The organism is Paenibacillus lacisediminis (assembly GCF_046567315.2).
The window spans coordinates 43186-62235 of record NZ_JBKIAX020000006.1 but is presented as its reverse complement, the minus strand read 5'-3'; the positions used below and the strand labels follow the sequence as shown (position 1 = coordinate 62235).

The 19050-nt window shown below is 55.1% G+C and carries 15 protein-coding genes; 11 read left to right on the top strand and 4 right to left on the bottom strand.

The genetic code is table 11. The features are described 5' to 3' along the window. Positions 1 to 18: 18 nt before the first annotated feature. Positions 19 to 1044 carry a siderophore ABC transporter substrate-binding protein gene (locus ACLD72_RS13330; protein ID WP_410995689.1) on the top strand — a complete coding sequence of 342 codons (1026 nt, stop codon included), beginning with the start codon at positions 19 to 21 and terminating at the stop codon, positions 1042 to 1044. A 45-nt stretch (positions 1045 to 1089) separates the two neighbouring features. On the opposite strand, the gene ACLD72_RS13325 is transcribed toward ACLD72_RS13330, so the two are convergent. Continuing rightward, on the bottom strand, positions 1090 to 2196 hold the full coding sequence (locus ACLD72_RS13325) for a serine hydrolase (RefSeq protein ID WP_410995631.1): 1107 nt from the start codon (positions 2194 to 2196) through the stop codon (positions 1090 to 1092). Positions 2197 to 2757: 561 nt separating this feature from the next. Beyond that, complete coding sequence (locus ACLD72_RS13320) at positions 2758 to 3582, bottom strand: aldo/keto reductase (RefSeq protein WP_410995632.1); 825 nt, start codon at positions 3580 to 3582, stop codon at positions 2758 to 2760. A gap of 306 nt (positions 3583 to 3888) precedes the next feature. Here ACLD72_RS13320 and ACLD72_RS13315 point away from each other — a divergent pair, with 306 nt between their 5' ends. The 3 genes from ACLD72_RS13315 to ACLD72_RS13305 are packed head-to-tail and all read left to right on the top strand — an operon-like array spanning position 3889 to position 6727. After that, a complete protein-coding gene (locus tag ACLD72_RS13315) occupies positions 3889 to 4677 on the top strand; it encodes an ABC transporter ATP-binding protein (RefSeq protein ID WP_410995690.1) in 789 nt (262 codons plus the stop codon). Positions 4678 to 4679: 2 nt separating this feature from the next. Then, positions 4680 to 6356 (top strand): hypothetical protein, encoded by a 1677-nt coding sequence (locus ACLD72_RS13310; protein ID WP_410995633.1) that lies wholly within the window; start codon positions 4680 to 4682, stop codon positions 6354 to 6356. Further along, the gene (locus tag ACLD72_RS13305; protein WP_410995634.1) at positions 6353 to 6727 is read left to right on the top strand and encodes a nitrous oxide-stimulated promoter family protein; all 375 of its coding nucleotides are present in this window, start codon (positions 6353 to 6355) and stop codon (positions 6725 to 6727) included. Before ACLD72_RS13310 ends, ACLD72_RS13305 begins: the two co-directional genes overlap by 4 nt. Positions 6728 to 6744: 17 nt before the next feature. On the opposite strand, the gene ACLD72_RS13300 is transcribed toward ACLD72_RS13305, so the two are convergent. Further along, positions 6745 to 7740, bottom strand: coding sequence for an ABC transporter substrate-binding protein (locus tag ACLD72_RS13300; protein ID WP_410995635.1), 996 nt, complete (start codon positions 7738 to 7740; stop codon positions 6745 to 6747). A 301-nt stretch (positions 7741 to 8041) separates the two neighbouring features. Here ACLD72_RS13300 and ACLD72_RS13295 point away from each other — a divergent pair, with 301 nt between their 5' ends. The 4 genes from ACLD72_RS13295 to cydC are packed head-to-tail and all read left to right on the top strand — an operon-like array spanning position 8042 to position 13947. Beyond that, the gene (locus ACLD72_RS13295; RefSeq protein ID WP_410995636.1) at positions 8042 to 9448 is read left to right on the top strand and encodes a cytochrome ubiquinol oxidase subunit I; all 1407 of its coding nucleotides are present in this window, start codon (positions 8042 to 8044) and stop codon (positions 9446 to 9448) included. Next, positions 9435 to 10451: a cytochrome d ubiquinol oxidase subunit II gene (cydB, locus tag ACLD72_RS13290; protein ID WP_410995637.1), complete on the top strand. Its 1017-nt coding sequence runs from the start codon at positions 9435 to 9437 to the stop codon at positions 10449 to 10451. The genes ACLD72_RS13295 and cydB overlap by 14 nt, the downstream gene beginning before the upstream one ends. Continuing rightward, positions 10451 to 12187, top strand: coding sequence for a thiol reductant ABC exporter subunit CydD (gene cydD, locus ACLD72_RS13285; RefSeq protein ID WP_410995638.1), 1737 nt, complete (start codon positions 10451 to 10453; stop codon positions 12185 to 12187). Before cydB ends, cydD begins: the two co-directional genes overlap by 1 nt. Then, positions 12184 to 13947, top strand: coding sequence for a thiol reductant ABC exporter subunit CydC (gene cydC, locus ACLD72_RS13280; RefSeq protein WP_410995639.1), 1764 nt, complete (start codon positions 12184 to 12186; stop codon positions 13945 to 13947). Before cydD ends, cydC begins: the two co-directional genes overlap by 4 nt. Positions 13948 to 14356: 409 nt before the next feature. Here the strand turns inward: cydC and ACLD72_RS13275 are convergent, their stop codons facing one another. Beyond that, positions 14357 to 15259 (bottom strand): transposase, encoded by a 903-nt coding sequence (locus tag ACLD72_RS13275; protein ID WP_458475807.1) that lies wholly within the window; start codon positions 15257 to 15259, stop codon positions 14357 to 14359. A 630-nt stretch (positions 15260 to 15889) separates the two neighbouring features. Here ACLD72_RS13275 and ACLD72_RS13270 point away from each other — a divergent pair. The 3 genes from ACLD72_RS13270 (at position 15890) to ACLD72_RS13260 (ending at position 18649) form a co-directional block, all read left to right on the top strand. After that, on the top strand, positions 15890 to 16798 hold the full coding sequence (locus tag ACLD72_RS13270) for a LysR family transcriptional regulator (protein WP_251591724.1): 909 nt from the start codon (positions 15890 to 15892) through the stop codon (positions 16796 to 16798). 213 nt (positions 16799 to 17011) lie between these two features. Further along, positions 17012 to 17455, top strand: coding sequence for a DUF1641 domain-containing protein (locus ACLD72_RS13265; protein ID WP_410995640.1), 444 nt, complete (start codon positions 17012 to 17014; stop codon positions 17453 to 17455). 15 nt (positions 17456 to 17470) lie between these two features. After that, positions 17471 to 18649: an NAD(P)/FAD-dependent oxidoreductase gene (locus tag ACLD72_RS13260; protein WP_251591727.1), complete on the top strand. Its 1179-nt coding sequence runs from the start codon at positions 17471 to 17473 to the stop codon at positions 18647 to 18649. Positions 18650 to 19050 lie beyond the last annotated feature (401 nt).

The following is a 19050-nucleotide window of genomic DNA, read 5'->3' as shown; positions in this document are numbered from 1 at the left end:
AAAGAGGGGGATTTAACAATGAATCGAAAAATATCAATGCTGCTGATGACGGTATTCTTGGTGGTATTATTGGCCGCATGCGGCTCGAATCAAGGCGGAAGCGCGGCGGGGAACGGGGGCAACGGCGCCGCCGGGACAGCTGGCGAAGCAAGCACGAATACGGCCGAACCGGCGGCCGCGGCTGCGACGGAGTCGGAGGAACTGACGATCAAACACCAGCTGGGGGAAGCCAAAGTTAAGAAAAACCCGGGCAATGTCGTTGTATTTGACTACGGCGTGCTGGAAACGCTGGATAAGCTGGGCGTGGAGGTAGCGGCGATACCGCAGGGGAACTTGCCGGCGCATTTGAAAAAATACGAAGACGCCAAATACACGAACGCCGGCACGCTGTTCGAGCCGGATTTCGAGAAGCTGAACGCGCTTGAGCCCGGGGTGATCTTCATTTCCGGCCGGTCTTCCGAAGCGTACGAGGAACTGAACAAAATCGCGCCAACGATCTTTATGGGCGTCGATACGAAAAATTACCTCGACTCGTTTACGGAGAACGTGAAAACGCTGGGGCAGATCTTCGGCAAAGAAGCCGAAGCCGAGCAGGAGCTGGCGGCGATCAGCGATTCGATTCAGGCGGTGAAGGAAACCGCGGCGGCCAGCGGCCAAAAGGGGTTGGTCATCCTGACAACCGGCGGCAAGGTGAGCGCGTATGGTCCGGGCTCGCGGTTTGGCTTGATTCATGATGTGTTCGGCGTGCCTGCCGTGGATGACACGATCGAGGCTTCGACACACGGTCAAAGCATCTCCTTCGAATATGTCGCCGAGAAAAATCCGGATTATCTGTTCGTCGTAGACCGCGACGCCGTTGTCACCGAGGAGGGCAAGCAGGCCGAGCCGGCCGCCAAGCTGGTCGAAAACGACCTGGTGAAGAAAACGAACGCCTATAAAAACGGCAAAATCATTTATCTGGACGCGAGCTACTGGTATCTCTCCGGCGGCGGTCTGCTGTCCATGCCGGAAATGCTGAAAGAGGTCCATGAAGGGATAAAATAAAGCGAAAAGAGCGGGATTCCGTGGGGAGTCCTGCTCTTTTTTTGCTTAACCGGTGCCGCCAAGCGTTAGGATGACCTGCTGCTTAAAATGATCGTCAGTTAAGTATTTTTGTAAAAACAAGTCCAGCTTCTTCTCTAGCCAGATGATTTCCAAGCCCTGAGGTTCGTGGATGAAGAGGGCCAGTTGGATTCGGTTGTCTTGTTTGTCTTCGCAGTAGAGGGTCTGGTTCAGAATGCTCAAGCTTGAGCCGCCCTTGGATCCGATGGTTATGTATTTGGATTCCGGTTTTGGCTTACGCTCCATAATCTCCTTGACGATGCGGGTTGCTTCCGGCGAAAGCGATTCGCCTTTTTGGATGTTTTGCAGCAGGACGGCATATTCTTTGGCCGTGGCGCCCGGCAGCCTGGAGGACCAGATTCGCTGAACCGGTACAGGGTTGCTGCGGTCGTGCAGCGACGAAACCGCCTCTGGATTTTGCCGGATCCAATCGAAAATGAGCTGCGCTTTGGCGGCGTATTCCCGGTCCGTCAACCCTTTCATCGCTTGCTCCGCCTGCCCGCGCGACATATGCTCGTATTTGGTCATATACCCGTACATCAGCATGGCCGACGATACCGGAAAAATCGGATCGTGCCGGGACAGGCCAAGTTTTTGGATGCGGGCGTTGATGTTGTCCAGGCCAAGCCGCTCCATAAAATACTCCGTATTGGCATTGGAGCTGTAATGGATCATGCCTTTAGCGGCTTCCAGCAAGGTAACCGTGCCGTCCGCGGTTACGGCAGGGTCCAGCGCGTCCAGCCAGCTTGGATGCGCTCCTCCGTCCGTTCCCGGAATGTAAAAACGGCGGAGAGAGTCGAGAAGCACGGCTTCGTTCACATCGATACGCGCTTCCGCTGCCTGTTCGGCCAACTCTATGGCCACTGCGATTTTGAGTACGCTGGCCAGCGGCCGCTTGACATCGGACTGAAAATCGATCACCACTCGATCATTTTCCATGACATACATTGAGGCGAGCTCCGGATGATCCGCCAGTAACTGCAGCACATCCTTTTCCGTTTTGCGCTCATCCTTCCGCTTGGCGTAGAATACCATCAGCCCAAAGGACACGGCCATCAAAACAAGCACCGCTACTACGATTATAAGTATTATCAATGGGAACCTCCTTATCGGCGATAAAAATCTCTTATTCTTTCTACGCATGCGTGATCGCGCAGGTTCCATAAACGATGCTCGGCAATGGATCGGGGCGGACTCGGGGCAGAATGTAACGGACTGGAGTAGCCGTAACGATTCTCGTGGTTCTTAATGATTCTCGTGGTTCGTAATGATTCTCGTGGTTCTTAATGATTCTTGTGGTTCGTAACAATTCCCGTGGCCCGTAATGGGTCTAACGGACAGTAATGACCTTATTTGCTCATTTCCCGGGTATTTCCCGCGCTAACGGACTCAGCAGACGTTATTTGGCTTCAATTGAGGCCATTTATGCTGATTTGATGGAAATAAGGTCACCTCAGTCCGTTACAATTTCTCCGCTTCTAATTTGGAGCAAATAGCGCCTCTGGTGTCCGTTAGCACTAGCAGCATTGCCTTCATAGCACCGCCGCTTGCGTTATTGCAGTCTGTCTTTAATCCACGCTTCCGGCGTCCCGAATCGGCCTCCCCGCGGCAAAACAAAAAGGCCGCCCTTGCAGGCAGCCTTGACCTTAACGCGAATTAACGCACGTGCATTTCGTTCGGGTTCGAACCTTTGCGGCGGTTGATGTTGAGTTTGCTGATCTGCTCCATCTCGCTGTCCGCCAGCTTGAAATCGAACACATTGAAGTTCTCTTCGATTCGCACAGGGGTGACCGATTTCGGGATGACGATGGTGTTGTTTTGCAGGTGCCAGCGCAGTACAACTTGAGCCGGGGACTTCCCGTGCGCTTCGCCGATGCTTTTGACAACCGGGTCTTTCAGCACTTCGCCGCCTTGCTCCAGAGGGCTCCATGCTTCCACGAAAATATCATGTTTCGCGCAAAACGCCTTCAGCTCGTTTTGGGTCAAATGCGGGTGGCACTCCACCTGGTTGAGCACTGGCTTGATTTCCGTTTCGTTCAGCAGGCGCTCCAGATGCTCGATTTCGAAGTTGCAGACGCCGATCGCTTTGGTGCGTCCGTCGCGGTACAGTTTTTCCAGCGCTTTGTAGGTGTCCACATACTGATCGAATTTAGGCGTCGGCCAGTGGATCAGATAGAGGTCGATGTAATCAAGGCCAAGCCGCTCCAGGCTTTCGTCGAAAGCACGCAGCGTATTATCGTAGCCTTGGTCGGCGTTCCACACCTTGGTCGCAATAAACAGATTTTCGCGGGGAACGGATGACTGTTTGATCGCTTTGCCAACTCCAACCTCGTTGCGGTAAATCATCGCTGTATCGATCGAAGTGTATCCGACTTCCAGCGCTTTGGCTACCGCCGCGGTAGCTTCCTCGTCTTTTACCTGCCATACGCCAAACCCGAGTTGCGGCATCTTTACGCCGTTGTTCAAAGTGACAAAATCCATATGTAAATCCTTCCTTTCTCGCTTTGGTATTATTGCTATTAAAGTAAAGTGTTTCCGTTATCGCTCTGGCCGATGGCATCGGCTTAATTTCCAGTAAAAGTATATCACGATTAAAATTTGTTTAGCAAATAAGGATAATCAGCTCTACTCCTTATCCATTATGGATAATTTGGCGTAAAGCTTAGAGATCCATACCGGCATCTGTGTGCGATATGACCGACTCGCCAAGGAAGAGTATGGTAGAATATTGGAAAATAGGATTGCATAAGGGAAGACGTAATTTTGGACGCGGAAAGGGTGGAGAAAATGGTCGGTAACAATGAAACTGTCATCACGCTAAGGGATTTGCGCATGCGGTTTGGAGATAAGTTTGTATTAAACGGGATTGATCTGGATGTGTATCCGGGGCAAATCATTGGTTACATCGGTCCAAACGGGGCGGGCAAAAGCACAACGGTTAAAATCATGCTGGGACTGATCGAAGGGTATACCGGCGAGGTCCGGATTTTGGGCGCCAGCCCGCAGGATGAAAGCGTGGAGTACAAAAAGCGCATCGGTTATGTGCCGGAAGTGGCGGAAATTTACGATACGCTGACGGCCCGGGAATATTTGACGTTTATCGGCGAGCTTTACGGTTTGCCTGGGGATGATGCGGAAAGCAAAGCGCGCCGGCTTATGGAGCATTTTGGCCTTGCGGATGTTTTCGATGTTCGCATCGCCACTTTTTCCAAAGGGATGAAGCAAAAGGTGCTGCTCATTTCCAGCCTGCTGCATAACCCGGACATTTTGTTCCTGGACGAGCCGCTCAGCGGGCTTGACGCCAACAGCGTCATGGTGGTGAAGGAAATCCTCGCTTTGTTGGCAGCGCAGGGGAAGACGATTTTTTATTCCTCGCACATCATGGACGTGGTGGAAAAAATCAGCGATCGGATCATCCTGCTGGACCGGGGGATCGTGGTGGCCGACGGCAGCTTTGAGCAGCTTAGAGGCCAGTTTAAGGAGGGGTCCCTTGAGCAGGTGTTTAACCAGTTGACCGGATTTAACGAGCATCAAAGCATCGCCGAACAGTTTGTGGCGATCGTGCAAGAGGTGTAGCTATGAACGAGATGAAGTCGCTGAAGGTGTTGGACCGGTTCCGCGGGCTGTTCGAACGATTGGGGGTGGACTATCCCGTCATGCGCCGCATCCTGCAGGTGAAGCTGACGATGGATGCCCGGCGGGTACCTACCATTGTCGGGAAATCCCGAAAGGAGGCGGATCGGGCGAAAGACCGCTTCGGGCGGGAGAAGGAGAAAAACCAGTTTTTTGGCTCCTTGTGGCTTTACTTTATTTTTGGCGCGCTGGGTGGCATCATCGTGGCGGCCGGAGACAACTACCTGTTTCAGGTGAGCATGTTGTTTGGCATTATGATGTTTATAGTCATGACCTCGATGATTTCCGACTTTTCTGCGGTGCTGCTGGATATCCGGGACCGGAGCATCCTGGCGGTCAGGCCGGTGAACCGCAGGACGATCGCCATGGCCAAGGCGCTGCACATTTTCTTCTACCTATTTTTTCTGACCGGCGCGATTGCGGCGGTGCCGCTGGCCGTCGGGCTGTTAAAGCACGGGGCCGGGTTTGCGCTGCTGCTGCTGTTGGGGCTGGTGCTGATGGATCTGCTCATTGTGGTTATTACCGCTTTGTTGTATTTGGGAGTGCTGCGCTTCTTTGACGGCGAAAAGTTGAAGGACATCATCAACTATGTGCAGATCGGGTTGACGATCGGCATCACAGTCGGGTATCAGCTGGTGGTCCGGCTTTTCGATTTTACCGCCTTGAACATCGTATTCCAGCCAAGATGGTGGCAGTATTTCATCCCGCCGATTTGGTTCGGAGCGGCGTTCGAGACGGTGCTGCATCCGGGGAACGGAAGGCCGTACACGGTTTTCGCCCTGTTGTCTCTTCTCGTGCCGCTGGCCGCCTTTGCCCTGTATCTGAAGCTGGCGCCTGCCCTGGAAAGGAATTTGCAGAAGCTGGCGGAGCCGGGACGGCGGCACGGACAGCGGACGGGAACCGCGTTGAAGCGGCTGGCCGAATGGCTGTGCCGGGACCCGCAGGAGAGAGTATTTTTCCGGTTTGCCTGGACGATGCTGGGGAATGAGCGGGAGTTTAAGCTTAAAGTGTACCCGACGCTGGGGTTTTCGATCATTTTCCCGTTTATTTTTCTGTTTACCGACGGCTTCGAAAACGGACTTCAGGGGCTGGCCGGAACCCGCAAATATTTGTTTATTTATTTCTGCGGTTTGATGCTACCTACCGTCATCATGATGCTGCGCTATTCCGGCAAACACAAGGCCGCCTGGATTTACCGGGTGCTGCCGATCCGGGAGGAGGGGCCAATATACAAGGGGGCGCTGCTCGCTTGTCTGGCTCGGCTGCTGCTGCCTTTGTTTGTGCTGGAAAGCCTGATTTTTGTGCTGCTGTTCGGGGCGCACATCATTCCCGACCTGGTTGTCGCCGGCCTGGCGATGCAATTGTTCGCCATCTTGTGCTTCGCCTATTTGCGCAAAGGGCTGCCTTTCTCGGAGCCGTTTGAGGCCACGCAGCAAAGCGAAGGATTGAAGTTGCTGCCGCTTATGTTCCTGCTTGGCGGCATGGGACTTCTGCATTGGGCGGCGACCACGGTTCCGTTTGGTGTTATCGTCTATGCGTTATTGCTGATTATCGCGATTTGGCTGGGGTGGAGAAAGGTGTTTGCTCCCGGAACGCTCGCTAAAGGGAGGGCGGAGTATTGAAGGTTGGAAGGATGCAAGCGGAAAAAGAAGGGCCGCGAATTCACCGCGAGAAGACGACGGTGGCGCTGATGATCACCCTTTATTGCCGGCAGCGGCATGGGGATCGGGAACGGACCAGCCGGGACGAAGCCGCGGGCGGGTCCGAACCCGGCTTGTGCCCGGAGTGCGCGGAGCTGCTCAGGTACGCCCGGGAGCGGCTCGCCCGCTGCCGGTTCGGCGAAAACAAAACGACTTGCCGGGCGTGTCCGGTCCACTGCTATGCGCCCAAACAGCGGGACAAAATCCGCAAAATCATGGCTTACGCCGGGCCGAGAATGCTATGGCGGCATCCGGTACTGACGGTCCGGCATCTGTTGGACGATAGGAAGTGAGTATTATTACGGTAAAATTATTGCGGTAAAATACTGCTTAGCACATCGTCAATCATTTTTCCGTTGGCGATCACGCCGGTGTACAGCCAACTGGAGTCGGCGCCGAATTCGTATACATGCCCGCTCTTCACCGCCGGAATCCCCAACCATATCGGATCATTCCGCATTTCTTCCGTAGTGATGCCGGTGCTTTTAATGATAAACAAATAATTCGCATCGAGTTCCGCCAGCTTCTCTTTGGAAATCGGATTCCAATTGGCGGTGGCGGACGCGGAAATCTCCTTCACGGCCGCCGGCACTTGCAGGCCAAGGTCGCGGTAGAGCACATCGCCGCTCGACAGCTGTTCATGTACAACATAGGTATTTTTGGCGGAGACCCAAAGCACGGCCGCCGAGGCCTCCCCAACTTCGTGACGGAGCTTCGCTTTGGCGTCGCTTGCCTTCTGTTCATATTCATCCAGTACCTTGCGGCCCTCTTCCGGTTTATTCAGAACATCGGCTACGGCAAGCAATTCCTGACGCCAATCGTTGTTTTCTCCCGTACCGATGACATAGGTGGGTGCAATTTTGGCGTACTGCGCATATTTGTCCCCGCTGGCCATCTCCGCGCTGTCCATCATGATCAGATCGGGCTCAAAGCTCATTACGGCTTCATAAGGAAGCTCGGAAGGAATCGCAGGAACATCTTGCAACGCGTATTGCAGATAGCTTTGTACCGATTTGCCGTTGCCCGCGGACCATTGTGCTACCGGCTTGACGCCCAGCGCGACCAGGTGATCCTCCAGGTACGAAGCGAGGATGCGCTGCGGATTTGCCGGGACCTTGACTTCATTGCCCAAGGCGTCCGTGAGCAGGCGTTCGCCGGACTGATTTTGCGGTTCGGACGTGCTGTTGACTGCAGTTTGCTGACCTCCGTTCGTCGTTGCCGGAGCGGATTCTCCTGCACAAGAGCTTAACAGCAAGACCAGGCTAAGCAGGACCGGTGCTAAAGCGTATTTCGTGTGTTTGTTCATCTTCTAAAACCCTCCACAACTCTTTCCATCATTATGATAATGATTATTATTATCAATCAAAACCATCTATGGCGCAACCTTTTTCCAAAAATAAAAGTGCGACAAGTATGTCACAGGAATGTCAAAAATAAACTCCCAGCAAAAAAACGAGCAATGGAGCGGGTTTACGGGCCTTCATTCGCCTTTGTGACATACATCATGTGATTTCCGTCACAAAATTATTACATTTTACAGCGTTTGTTTTCATCAATGAGTGCTAGAATTCACATTAGATAATAATTATTCGAAAGTAGGGGATGAAATGTTGGATCCGATTCTGCTTGCACGCCTTCAGTTTGCGGTGACGACGATTTTCCATTTCTTCTTTGTGCCTCTGTCCATCGGTCTGGTGCTGCTCATCGCGATCATGGAAACGATGTATGTCGTGAAGGGGAAAGAAGAATACAAACGGATGGCCAAGTTCTGGGGCAAACTGTTCCTGATCAACTTTGCGGTCGGGGTTGTAACGGGGATTCTCCAGGAATTCCAGTTCGGCATGAACTGGTCGGATTACTCACGGTTCGTAGGGGATGTGTTCGGCGCGCCGCTCGCGGTTGAAGCGCTGTTCGCCTTCTTTATGGAATCGACCTTTATCGGACTGTGGATCTTCGGATGGGATCGCTTGTCCAAGAAAGTGCATCTGCTGTGCATTTGGCTGGTGGCTTTGGGGACGACGGTATCGGCGTTCTGGATTTTGGCGGCCAACTCGTTTATGCAAAGACCGGTTGGTTTTGAAATTAACAACGGCCGGGCGGAAATGAACGACTTCTTCGCGTTGATCGGCAACGGGCAGCTGTGGGTGGAATTCCCGCATACCGTGCTTGGCGCGTTTGCCACGGGCGCGTTTATGATCGCCGGGGTCAGTGCGTATAAGCTGCTGAAACGCCAGGATACGTCCTTTTTCAAAAAATCGTTTACGGTCGGCATCATCATTGCTTTAATCGCTTCGTTCGGCACGGCGCTGTTCGGTCACCAGCAAGCGCAGTATCTGGTCAAAACGCAGCCGATGAAAATGGCCGCATCCGAAGGCCTTTGGGGCAAATCCGGCGACCCTGCACCTTGGACGCTGTACGCGCACATTGATTCGGGCAGCGGGAAAAACGATTTTGAAATCAAAATCCCTTATCTGCTCAGCTTCCTGTCTTACAGTAAATTTTCCGGCGAAGTAAAAGGAATGCACGAGCTTCAGAGCGAATATGAACAATCATATGGGCCTGGGGATTATATTCCGCCAGTGCGGACGACCTTCTGGAGCTTCCGGATCATGATCGCCGCCGGCTGTCTGATGATCCTGCTTGGACTTTACGGTACGTATCTGGCTTGGCGCAAAAAGCTGGACCGTCCGAACAAATGGTTTTACCGCGCGATGTTGTGGTCGATCTCGCTGCCGTTTATCGCCAATACGTCCGGCTGGATCATGACGGAAATCGGCCGTCAGCCGTGGACGGTATTCGGCCTGATGCAGACGAAGGACAGCGTATCGCCGAGCGTCACCGGCGGGCAAATTTTGTTCTCCCTGATCGCGTTTACGCTGATTTACGCGGTGCTTGGAGCGGTGATGGCCTACCTGTTCGTTAAGGTTATCAAGAAAGGGCCGAATGAGGACGGCGCCGGTGCCGACCATTCGACGGATCCATTCGGTAAGGAGGGTTATCATGCTGTCTCTTAATGAGCTGTGGTTTATCCTTGTCGCGGTGTTGTTCATCGGTTTCTTCTTTTTGGAAGGTTTTGATTTCGGTATCGGAATGAGCACCCGGTTTTTGGCAAAAAATGATATGGAGCGCCGGGTTCTGATCAACTCGATCGGACCGTTCTGGGATGCCAACGAGGTTTGGCTGCTGACGGCGGGCGGCGCCATGTTCGCCGCTTTCCCCAACTGGTACGCCACGATGTTCAGCGGATATTACACCCCGCTCGTCGTGCTGCTGCTGGCGCTGATCGCCCGGGGGGTTGCGTTTGAATTCCGCGGCAAGGTCGGCAACGAAAAATGGAAGTCGACCTGGGACGGCGCGATCTTCCTCGGCAGCCTGCTGCCTCCGTTCCTGCTCGGCGTAGTGTTCGCGGGTCTGATGAAAGGCCTGCCGATCGACGGGGACATGGAAATGAAGGCCGGCCTGTTCGATATGGTGAACATCTACACGCTGGTTGGCGGCATTACGGTCGTCATGCTGTGCCTTGTGCACGGCCTGCTGTTCGCCTCGCTGCGCACGACGGGGAGTTTGCAGGAGCGGGCCCGCAAGCTGGCGGGCAAGCTGTTGATTCCGCTCGCGGTGTTGTTTGTCCTGTTTGGCGTATTGACGTACTTCCAGACGGACGTGTTCCAGGTTCGCGGCTTGGTGCTCGGGCTGGTAGGGGTGCTCGGCGTTATCGCCTTTGTGCTGGGGGGATGGTTTATCTCCAAGCACAAAGACGGCTGGGCGTTTGGCATGACCGGAACGATGATCGCCCTTTCGATCGCGGCGGTGTTTATCGGGTTGTTCCCGCGCGTCATGGTCAGCTCGATCAGCGAGACGTTTTCGCTGACGATCCAGAACGCGGCTTCCGGGGCATACTCGCTGAAGGTCATGACGATCGTGGCATTAACTTTGCTGCCGTTTGTGCTGGGATATCAAATTTGGAGTTATTTCGTTTTCCATAAACGCGTACACGAGAAGGAGCATTTGGAATATTAATGGGACGCGGTTTGATGAAATTTCCAGGGGTGCGGCCGGTCATGGCGATCATGGCCCTGCTGACCCTGCTTCAGAGCATAGCTATCATCGGGCAGGCTAAATGGCTGGCGGAGATCGTCTCCGCCCTGTTTGCCGGCGCCAAGCTGCAGGAACAAGCCGGCGGGGCCGGTTTGTTCCTGCTTGCTTTTATAGTGCGGCAAATTTGCGCGCTGACGATGCAGAAGACGGCCTACCGCTTTGCGGAAGAGACGGGGCGGGACCTGCGGGGGCAGGTGCTGGAGAAGCTGTTCCAGTTGGGTCTGCGGTTCACCGGGACTGAGGGCACGGGAAATCTGGTGACCCTGGTGCTGGAGGGCGTCACCAAATTCCGCAATTACCTGGAGCTGTTTCTGCCGCGGATGCTGGCGACCGGGCTGACGCCGGTGCTGATTTTGGCTTACGTGTATAAGCTGGATCTCGCTTCCGGGATCATCCTGACGATTACGATGCCGATTTTGATCGCGTTTATGATTTTGCTCGGGCTGGCGGCGCGAAAGCAAACGGAGCGGCAGCTTAAATCGTACCGCGTGCTGGCGAACCATTTCGTCGATTCGCTGCGCGGCCTGGAGACGCTAAAATTCCTCGGGCGCAGCAAATCGCATCAGCAATCGATCGCCCGGGTGAGCGATTCCTATCGCTCGGCAACGATGCGCACGCTGCGGGTGGCCTTTTTGTCCTCGTTTGCGCTCGACTTCTTTACGATGCTATCGGTCGCTTCGGTGGCGGTCAGCCTTGGGCTGCGGCTGGTGAACGGGGAAATGGTGCTGCTGCCCGCGTTGACCGTGCTGATTTTGGCGCCGGAGTATTTTTTGCCGGTGCGGATGGTCGGGGCGGACTTCCACGCCACCCTGGACGGGAAGGAAGCGGGCGAGGCGATGCAGGCGATCATCACGGCAGCGGAGGAGGAGGCGTCCAAGGCGGCACAGGTGCCGGAAGGCGTGGCCTGGGCGTGGACGCCGGACAGTACGCTGGCCTTGCATGGCGTGGGCGTAATCCATGAGCGGGAGGCCAAGGCCTCGCTGGAGGACGTCCGGCTGTCGCTTCGCGGCATGGGCAAAATCGGCATCATCGGCGAAAGCGGGGCCGGAAAGTCGACGCTGATCGACGTGTTCGGCGGGTTTTTGCGGCCGTCGTCCGGCAGCTTTGAGCTGAACGGCAGCGCGCTGGGTGATTTGACGGCCGCGGGCTGGCGGGAGCAAATCACTTATATTCCGCAGCGTCCGTATATTTTTAGCGGCAGCTTGGCCGATAACATAAGCTTCCATGCGCCCGGGGCGGCACGCGGGGACGTGGAGCGGGCGGCGGTGGCGGCCGGGCTCGGGGAATTGGCGCGCAGCTTGCCCGGCGGGCTGGACGAGCCGATCGGCGGCGGCGGGCGGACGCTGAGCGGCGGCCAGGAGCAGCGTGTGGCGCTGGCCCGGGCTTTAGTCAGCAGGCGGCCGATCATTTTGCTTGACGAGCCGACGGCCCATTTGGACATCGAGACGGAATACGAGTTGAAGGAAACGATGCTGCCTTTGTTTGAAGGGAAGCTCGTATTGCTGGCGACGCACCGGTTGCATTGGATGCGGCAGATGGATCGCATCATCGTGATGGAGCAGGGCCGGGTGGCGGAGACGGGAACGCATGACGAGTTGATGAAGAAACGAGGCGCTTATTACCGCATGGTTGCGGCGCAGCGGGAGGAGATCGGATGAAGCGGGAGTCTTGGATTGGCCCTTATTTTCGCATATACAGCGGACGGTTTGTCCTTTATTTGCTCCTCGGCGTGCTTACGCTGCTTTCCGCCGGCATGCTGATGTTCACCTCCGGTTTTCTGATCTCAAAGTCAGCGTTGCAGCCTTACAATATTTTGCTGGTGTACGTGCCGATCGTTGGCGTGCGCACATTTGGGATCGGCCGGGCGGTCATCCACTATGTCGAGCGGCTGGTCGGCCATGACACGGTGCTGCGGATTTTGGCCCGGATGCGGGTGCGCCTGTACCGGATTTTGGAACCCCAGGCCTTGTTTATCCGCTCCCGCTATCGGACGGGGGACATACTCGGAGCGCTGGCCGACGATATCGAACAGCTGCAGAACGTATATATCCGCACCGTGTTCCCGAGCCTGGTCGCTTTGATTTTGTATGCTGCGGCTGTGATCGCGATGGGATTTTTCGATATGACGTTCGCTTTGCTGCTGGCGGGGTACATTTTTGTTCTGGTGGCCATACTGCCCTATGTGACGCTGCGGCTGACCCGGCGGACCAATGAGGAGGTCAAACGCGAGCGTAATGGGTTGTACCGGACCTTGACCGACGCCGTTATGGGCATCGGCGATTGGGTTATCAGCGGCCGGGCGAACGAATTCCTGGCCTCGTACGAGCGGGATGAGGCGGCCGTGGCCCGCAAAGACCGCAAGCTGCGGGCGTGGGCGCGCTGGCGGAGCCTGATCGGCCAGTCGGTCGTCGGCTTCGCCGTCGTGTCGATGGTGTACTGGGCCGGCGGACAGGCCGCGGCCGGGCAGATTGACGCCACGTTGATCGCCGCGTTCGTGCTGATCGTGTTTCCGCTGGCGGATGCGTTTTTGCCCGTCTCGGACGCGGTGGAGCGCATCCCGCAGTACGGCGTGTCGCTGGCCCGCCTGGCGCGGATCGAGGACGGCTCGAGCGCGGCTGCGGCTGCGGCTGTTGGGGCTGACGCCGTATCCGCGGCCGGCCGCGACACGGCTCGGCAAGCCGCTCAAGCCGTCCATATTCGGCTGCAGAGCGTGCGCTTCGCGTATGCGGCGAACGACGCCAATTCCGTGGACGGCGTGTCGCTGGACATCCCGCAGGGCAAGCGGGTTGCCGTGATAGGCCGCAGCGGTGCGGGCAAGTCGACGCTGCTGAAGCTGGTTCAGGGGGCGCTTGCCCCCAGCGAAGGGACGGTGACGTTTAACGGCATCCCCGCCGCGGCCTTAGGCGAACGGATGCCGGAGTACGTGTCCGTCCTGAATCAAAGCCCCCACCTGTTCGACACGACGGTGGCGAACAACATTCGGCTCGCCCGGCCGGAGGCCGCTGACGAGGAGATCCGCCGGGCCGCGCAAGCTGCGCAGCTGGGCCCGCTGATCGCGGCGCTGCCGGAGGGCCTAAATACGCCGATGCGCGAAACGGGCCAGCGTTTCTCCGGCGGCGAACGGCAGCGCGTGGCGCTGGCGCGGATCTTGCTGCAGGACACGCCTGTGCTCATTCTTGATGAGCTGACCGTAGGGCTCGATCCGCGTACGGAGCGCGAGCTGCTGTCGGCGATCTTCCGCACTACGCAGGGCAAAACGCTGATTTGGGTGACCCATCATCTGGTTGGGGCGGAGAAAATGGATGAGATCATTTTTATGGAGCATGGCCGCATCCTGATGCGGGGCACTCACGCCGAACTGCTCAAGTCCGAACCGCGCTACCGCAATCTATATCGGTTGGACCGGCCGGAGGATTAAACAACCGTTAGAATGTTGGCTAACTCAAGGGGTGGCTAATCAGTGCTTGAACAGTCAAGCCGGCAACCGATCGTGGCAAGAAATATCGGAAGGGCGTTGAAAGCTTGAGGACAGGGAAGGCCGGTGGGTTGGTCGGCAGGATCAACATCCGCTGGCCGGACGCTTTGCACGATTATCCCGTTTGATCAGGAAGCAGAGAAGAAGATAAATTTAGAAGAAGCAGACATGTTTAGGAGAAGCAGACATGTTTAGGAGAAGAAGATATGTTTTGGATAAGAAGATGTATTAAGGATAAGCATACATGTTCGAGATTTTTAGACAAGTTTGGGAGGAGGGGGTTTAGGAGAAGTGAAGCAGACCAGACGGAAGGGATGGGGGCAAGACACCGAGAAAAATGAAAAAATCGTGATCAGGCTGCAGCCGCAAGGGGCTGGTTCGGATGGCGCGCGATCAGTCGGCGGTAGGGGATCGCCGGAATCGCCACACACATGCGCAGCAACTTCTGCTGCATCGTTTCTTCCGCTCCGGACAGGCGCAGCCGGCGGCGTCCGGTATACTCGTTTAGGTACGCCTGCAGATGCTTCAGTCCCAAGGCTATATATGTACTCTTTAGCGATTCCCACGCCTCTCTCACCACTTTCCGCAAAGGCGCATACAGCCGAAAGGCTAAAGGGAACGACTGTACCGCCGATGTACGGACATCCACATGCCCGTTGATGAACGCAGCGAGTTCGAGACGGTTTGCCCTTTTTCCGTCTCCTCTCTTATGTGGCACCAGACGGATTTTGACCTGCTCCGGCTCGCCCGACTCCGTGACCGTGCATCCCGCTACGACCGCCGTGGCATATGGATGCGAAAGCTGACACCGGGACGGGTTACGCCCATACATATCACTGTTCACCTTCACGTCTCCGCAAAGTAGATCTCGGGCATCGAATTCCCCGACGGCATGGCGTATTTTGTGCAGTATTAACCAGGCGGTCTTGTAGGTGACCTCAATCACCTGGCTCAGCCGCATCGCCGAGATACCGTCCTCAAGCAGAAATAAATCCAGGGCCTTGAACCACTTGAGCAGGGGCAGATGCGTTCTTTCAAAAATCGTACCGACCAAAGCCGACGTTTGATGCTTGCACTTTCCGCACTCGAACAAGGGGATATGCCGGGAGGTCAGACGGCTGCACCGGGTGTGATCGCAGCGCGGGCAGACGAAGCCGTTTGGCCACTTCATCGCGATTAGCGCCTCCATGCAGTCCTGCTCGCTATGGTAACGGCTGCTGAATGGTTGAAATTCCGTTCCCGCATTGGCTTCCATATCCGCTCACCTCCCGAATCAAGAATTTACGTACAAACGTTCGCCCTCCTTTATTATACCAAACGTATGTTCCCTTATCAAGCCAAAAATCTCACCTAAACCGCTCATTTTTTTCTTATCTCTTTTCTTTCTTTAGCCCGTACACTAGCCCCCGCCCCCTGCCCCCCTTAAAGAAAGGGATAATCGTGCAAGGCAGCATGCAGAGACACCAGGACACGAACGCTATAGACAGCCACCGCAACCACTTACCTCAGCCACCTCAGTCCGGCATCCTGGAATCGATAGAGTCAAAATCATAATTTATTACGTCGCACTGATCTCGGTTTTGAGCCTTTTTTGCTCTTATGTTTTTTGCTGGAATTCGCCAGAGTTTCTTGGGCAGCCTAGCCTGCTTTATATGCCTGTAAATCATGCAGCCATTTTCTTTATATTTCCAGCTCCATTTCCTGAAGTCTATACTTCCGTTTCAGACACTTCCCTTATATAATGGAGATTAATATATTTACACGGAATGTAAGGGATAGCGCTGGGCAACAACGTCAAAGGCTGCTGACGGCCAAAGAGAAGGCTGTATCACGAAACGCGTGGATTCGGCTTTTCTGGAGGCGTCTGGAATAGGGAGGGTGTGGCATGGAACTGAGGCAAATCCAATACTTCATCGAAGTGGCCAAACTTGAGCATGTGACGGAGGCTTCGTACGCTCTGCACGTTTCGCAGTCGGCGGTAAGCCGGCAGATTTTCAAGCTGGAAGCGGAGTTGGGCGTGGACTTGTTTATCCATGAAGGGCGCAAGGTCAAGCTGACGCCGATCGGAAGGCAGTTTCTAAGCCATATGGAGCATTTGATGAAAGTCATCGACCATGCCCGTCAGGGAATCGAAGAGTATTTGGATCCCGAGCGGGGGACCGTGCGCATCGGCTTCCCCAGCAGCTTGGCGGCACGGATGGTTCCGGCGGTTGTTTCGGCTTTCCGCAAAAAGTACCCGTACGTGCATTTTCAACTGCAGCACGGCTCGTACAAAGAATTGATGGACTGGGTCATCGAAGGGGAGATCAATCTGGCGGTGATGGGGCCGGTGCCGCAGCAGGAACCGCAAATCAACGGCGAAATTTTGTTTCGGGAAAAATTCGTGGCGCTCCTCCCCGCCGGACACCCCTTGGCCGACCAGCCCTCCTTAAAACTAAGCGATTTGAAAAAAGATGTGTTCGTTCTGTTCCCCAAAGGTTTTATCCTGCGCGATATCGTGGTGAAGGCTTGCGCCAATTTGGGTTTTCAGCCCAAGGTTGCTTTTGAAGGGGACGATCTGGATGCCATCAAGGGGCTGGTCTCAGCGGGTCTTGGCCTGACGCTGCTGCCGGAAATCGCGTTAAGCGAGCAGATTCCGCCGACGATCGTGACGGTGCCGATCAATGAACCGCAGGTCACCCGGGATGTTGGGGTGATCGTTCCGGCGGGGCGCGAGATGGCGCCGACGGAAAAGCTGTTTTACGAGTTTCTTAAGGAGCTATCGCCCCAGGCGCTAGGTTATATTTTTCCTTGATCATCGCGAACCGAAAAATTTTTAATAATCGAGGGCCGTGAAAATTATCACTTTCAGGGTCCTTTTTTGTAGAAAATGTGGTACAATTTACTGGGACTGTTGAAGGTTGAGATGTGCCTTTTTTCACTAATCGAAAATGGTTGGAGAAAGAAAAGGTTGGAACACTAAGCAACAAGCAAGTCATTCAAGACCTATTGCAAAGGAGAATCGGAAATGTCAGAAACAATTGCAGAAACGAAGACGGAACAAGGCGGCGCCTTGTCTGCCGGGCAGCGGGAGCGTGAACTTCTGGAGCAGCTGTTGAAGCCGGAAGTTCAAGAGTCCTTGAACGCGCTGGTTGAGCAGCTTCCTAAATTAACGGAAATGGTCGGCGCGATGACCAAATCGTATGATTTTTTCAAATCGCTGTCCACGGACGAAGTGCTGAAAAACGATATGATCGGCGGTTTCGCAGAGGTGGCCGGACCGGTGGTAGGCACGGTGAAGAACGTCGCCGCCAATGTCATCGAAGCCAAAGAACGGGCTGATGAAAGCCAGGAGGTTATCGGCTTGTTTGGTCTGCTTAAAATGCTCAAGGATCCGCAGGCGCAGAAGCTGTTTCGCTTTGTAAACGCCTATCTTCAAGTCTCTGGTGCACGGGACAGTCAACAAAAATAACGGAGGACAACAACCATGGCTAAAGAAATTGTAATTTTAGGTGCCGGTTACGGCGGTGTGCTTACTGCCTTGACCGTTCGCAAATATATGGACAGATCGGAAGCACAGGTGACGGTGGTTAACCAATATCCGACGCATCAGATTATTACGGAGCTGCACCGCCTGGCTGCCGGCAGCATTTCCGAGCGGGCGGTGGCGCTGCCGCTGGACAAACTGTTTAAAGGAAAAGACATCGATCTGCGTATCGCCACGGTCAAGAGCTTTTCGGTAGATAATAAAGAAATTAAGCTTTCCGACGGTTCGACCCTGACTTATGACGCGCTGGTGGTCGGGCTCGGCAGCAAAACGGCTTACTTCGGCATCCCGGGACTGGAGGAGCACAGCATGGTGCTGAAATCAGCTGACGATGCCAACGCGATTTACCAGCATATCGAGGAGCGGATCAGCGAATATGCCAAGTCCGGCAATGAGGCGGACGCCACGATCCTGATCGGCGGCGGCGGTTTGACCGGCGTCGAGCTGGTTGGGGAAATCGCCGACCAACTGCCGAAGCTGACGAAGAAATACGGCGTGGACCGCGAAGCGATCAAGCTGCTGCTTGTTGAAGCGGGTCCGAAAATTTTGCCGGTACTTCCGGATGACTTGATCGAACGGGCGACGGCGAGCTTGGAAAAACGCGGCGTGAAATTTTTGACCGGATTACCGGTGACGAACGTGGCAGGCAATGCGATCGATTTGAAGGACGGCCAAAAAATCGTGGCCAACACCTTCGTCTGGACCGGCGGCGTGCAAGGCAATCCGCTGGTAGGCGAGTCCGGTTTGGAAGTAAACCGCGGACGCGCTTCCGTCAACGAATTCCTGCAATCCGTTTCCCATCCGGACGTGTTTGTTGTTGGCGACAGCGCGGTATTTATGGGACCTGACGGCCGCCCGTATCCGCCAACGGCGCAAATCGCCTGGCAAATGGGCGAGCTGACCGGCTACAATTTGTTCGCATTCCTGCGCAGCAAGAAGATGGAAGGGTTCGAACCAGTCAACTCCGGTACGCTGGCCAGCCTTGGCCGCAAGGACGCCGTAGCGACGATCGGCGCGAACAACACCAAGCTGCGCGGCATGACGGCTACAATGATGAAAGAAGCGAGCAATATCCGCTATTTGTCGCACATTAAAGCTTTGGACGCCTTGGCTTATTAATTTAGCCGGGCTTTGACGAAAGAAAGCGCCCGGGACTTAAGAGTCGGGCGCTTTTTTGAGATGAAGCGGGGGGGAAGTATGCTTGTCGGTGCTACTGGCACTATTGGCGGAAGTCATACTCCACTCCAGGTGCAGGGGTTCAGGATTCTAACGGACATGAGCGACCTTATTTCGGCAAAATCAACAGTTTTCAAAGTGTAACGGACACCACGTACCTTATTCACGATGAATTGGACCTGTTGGGTGCGTTTGGAGCTGAATAACGTCCGTCGTGTCCGTTAGCTTGGGAAATAGCCGAGAAATAAGCAGATAGCGTCATCTCAGTCCGTTACGGGGTTAGAATGGGTGTCGAGTCCGGTTGCTAGGGGGCGGCGAACGGCCAAAACCAAAAACCGTCCGAA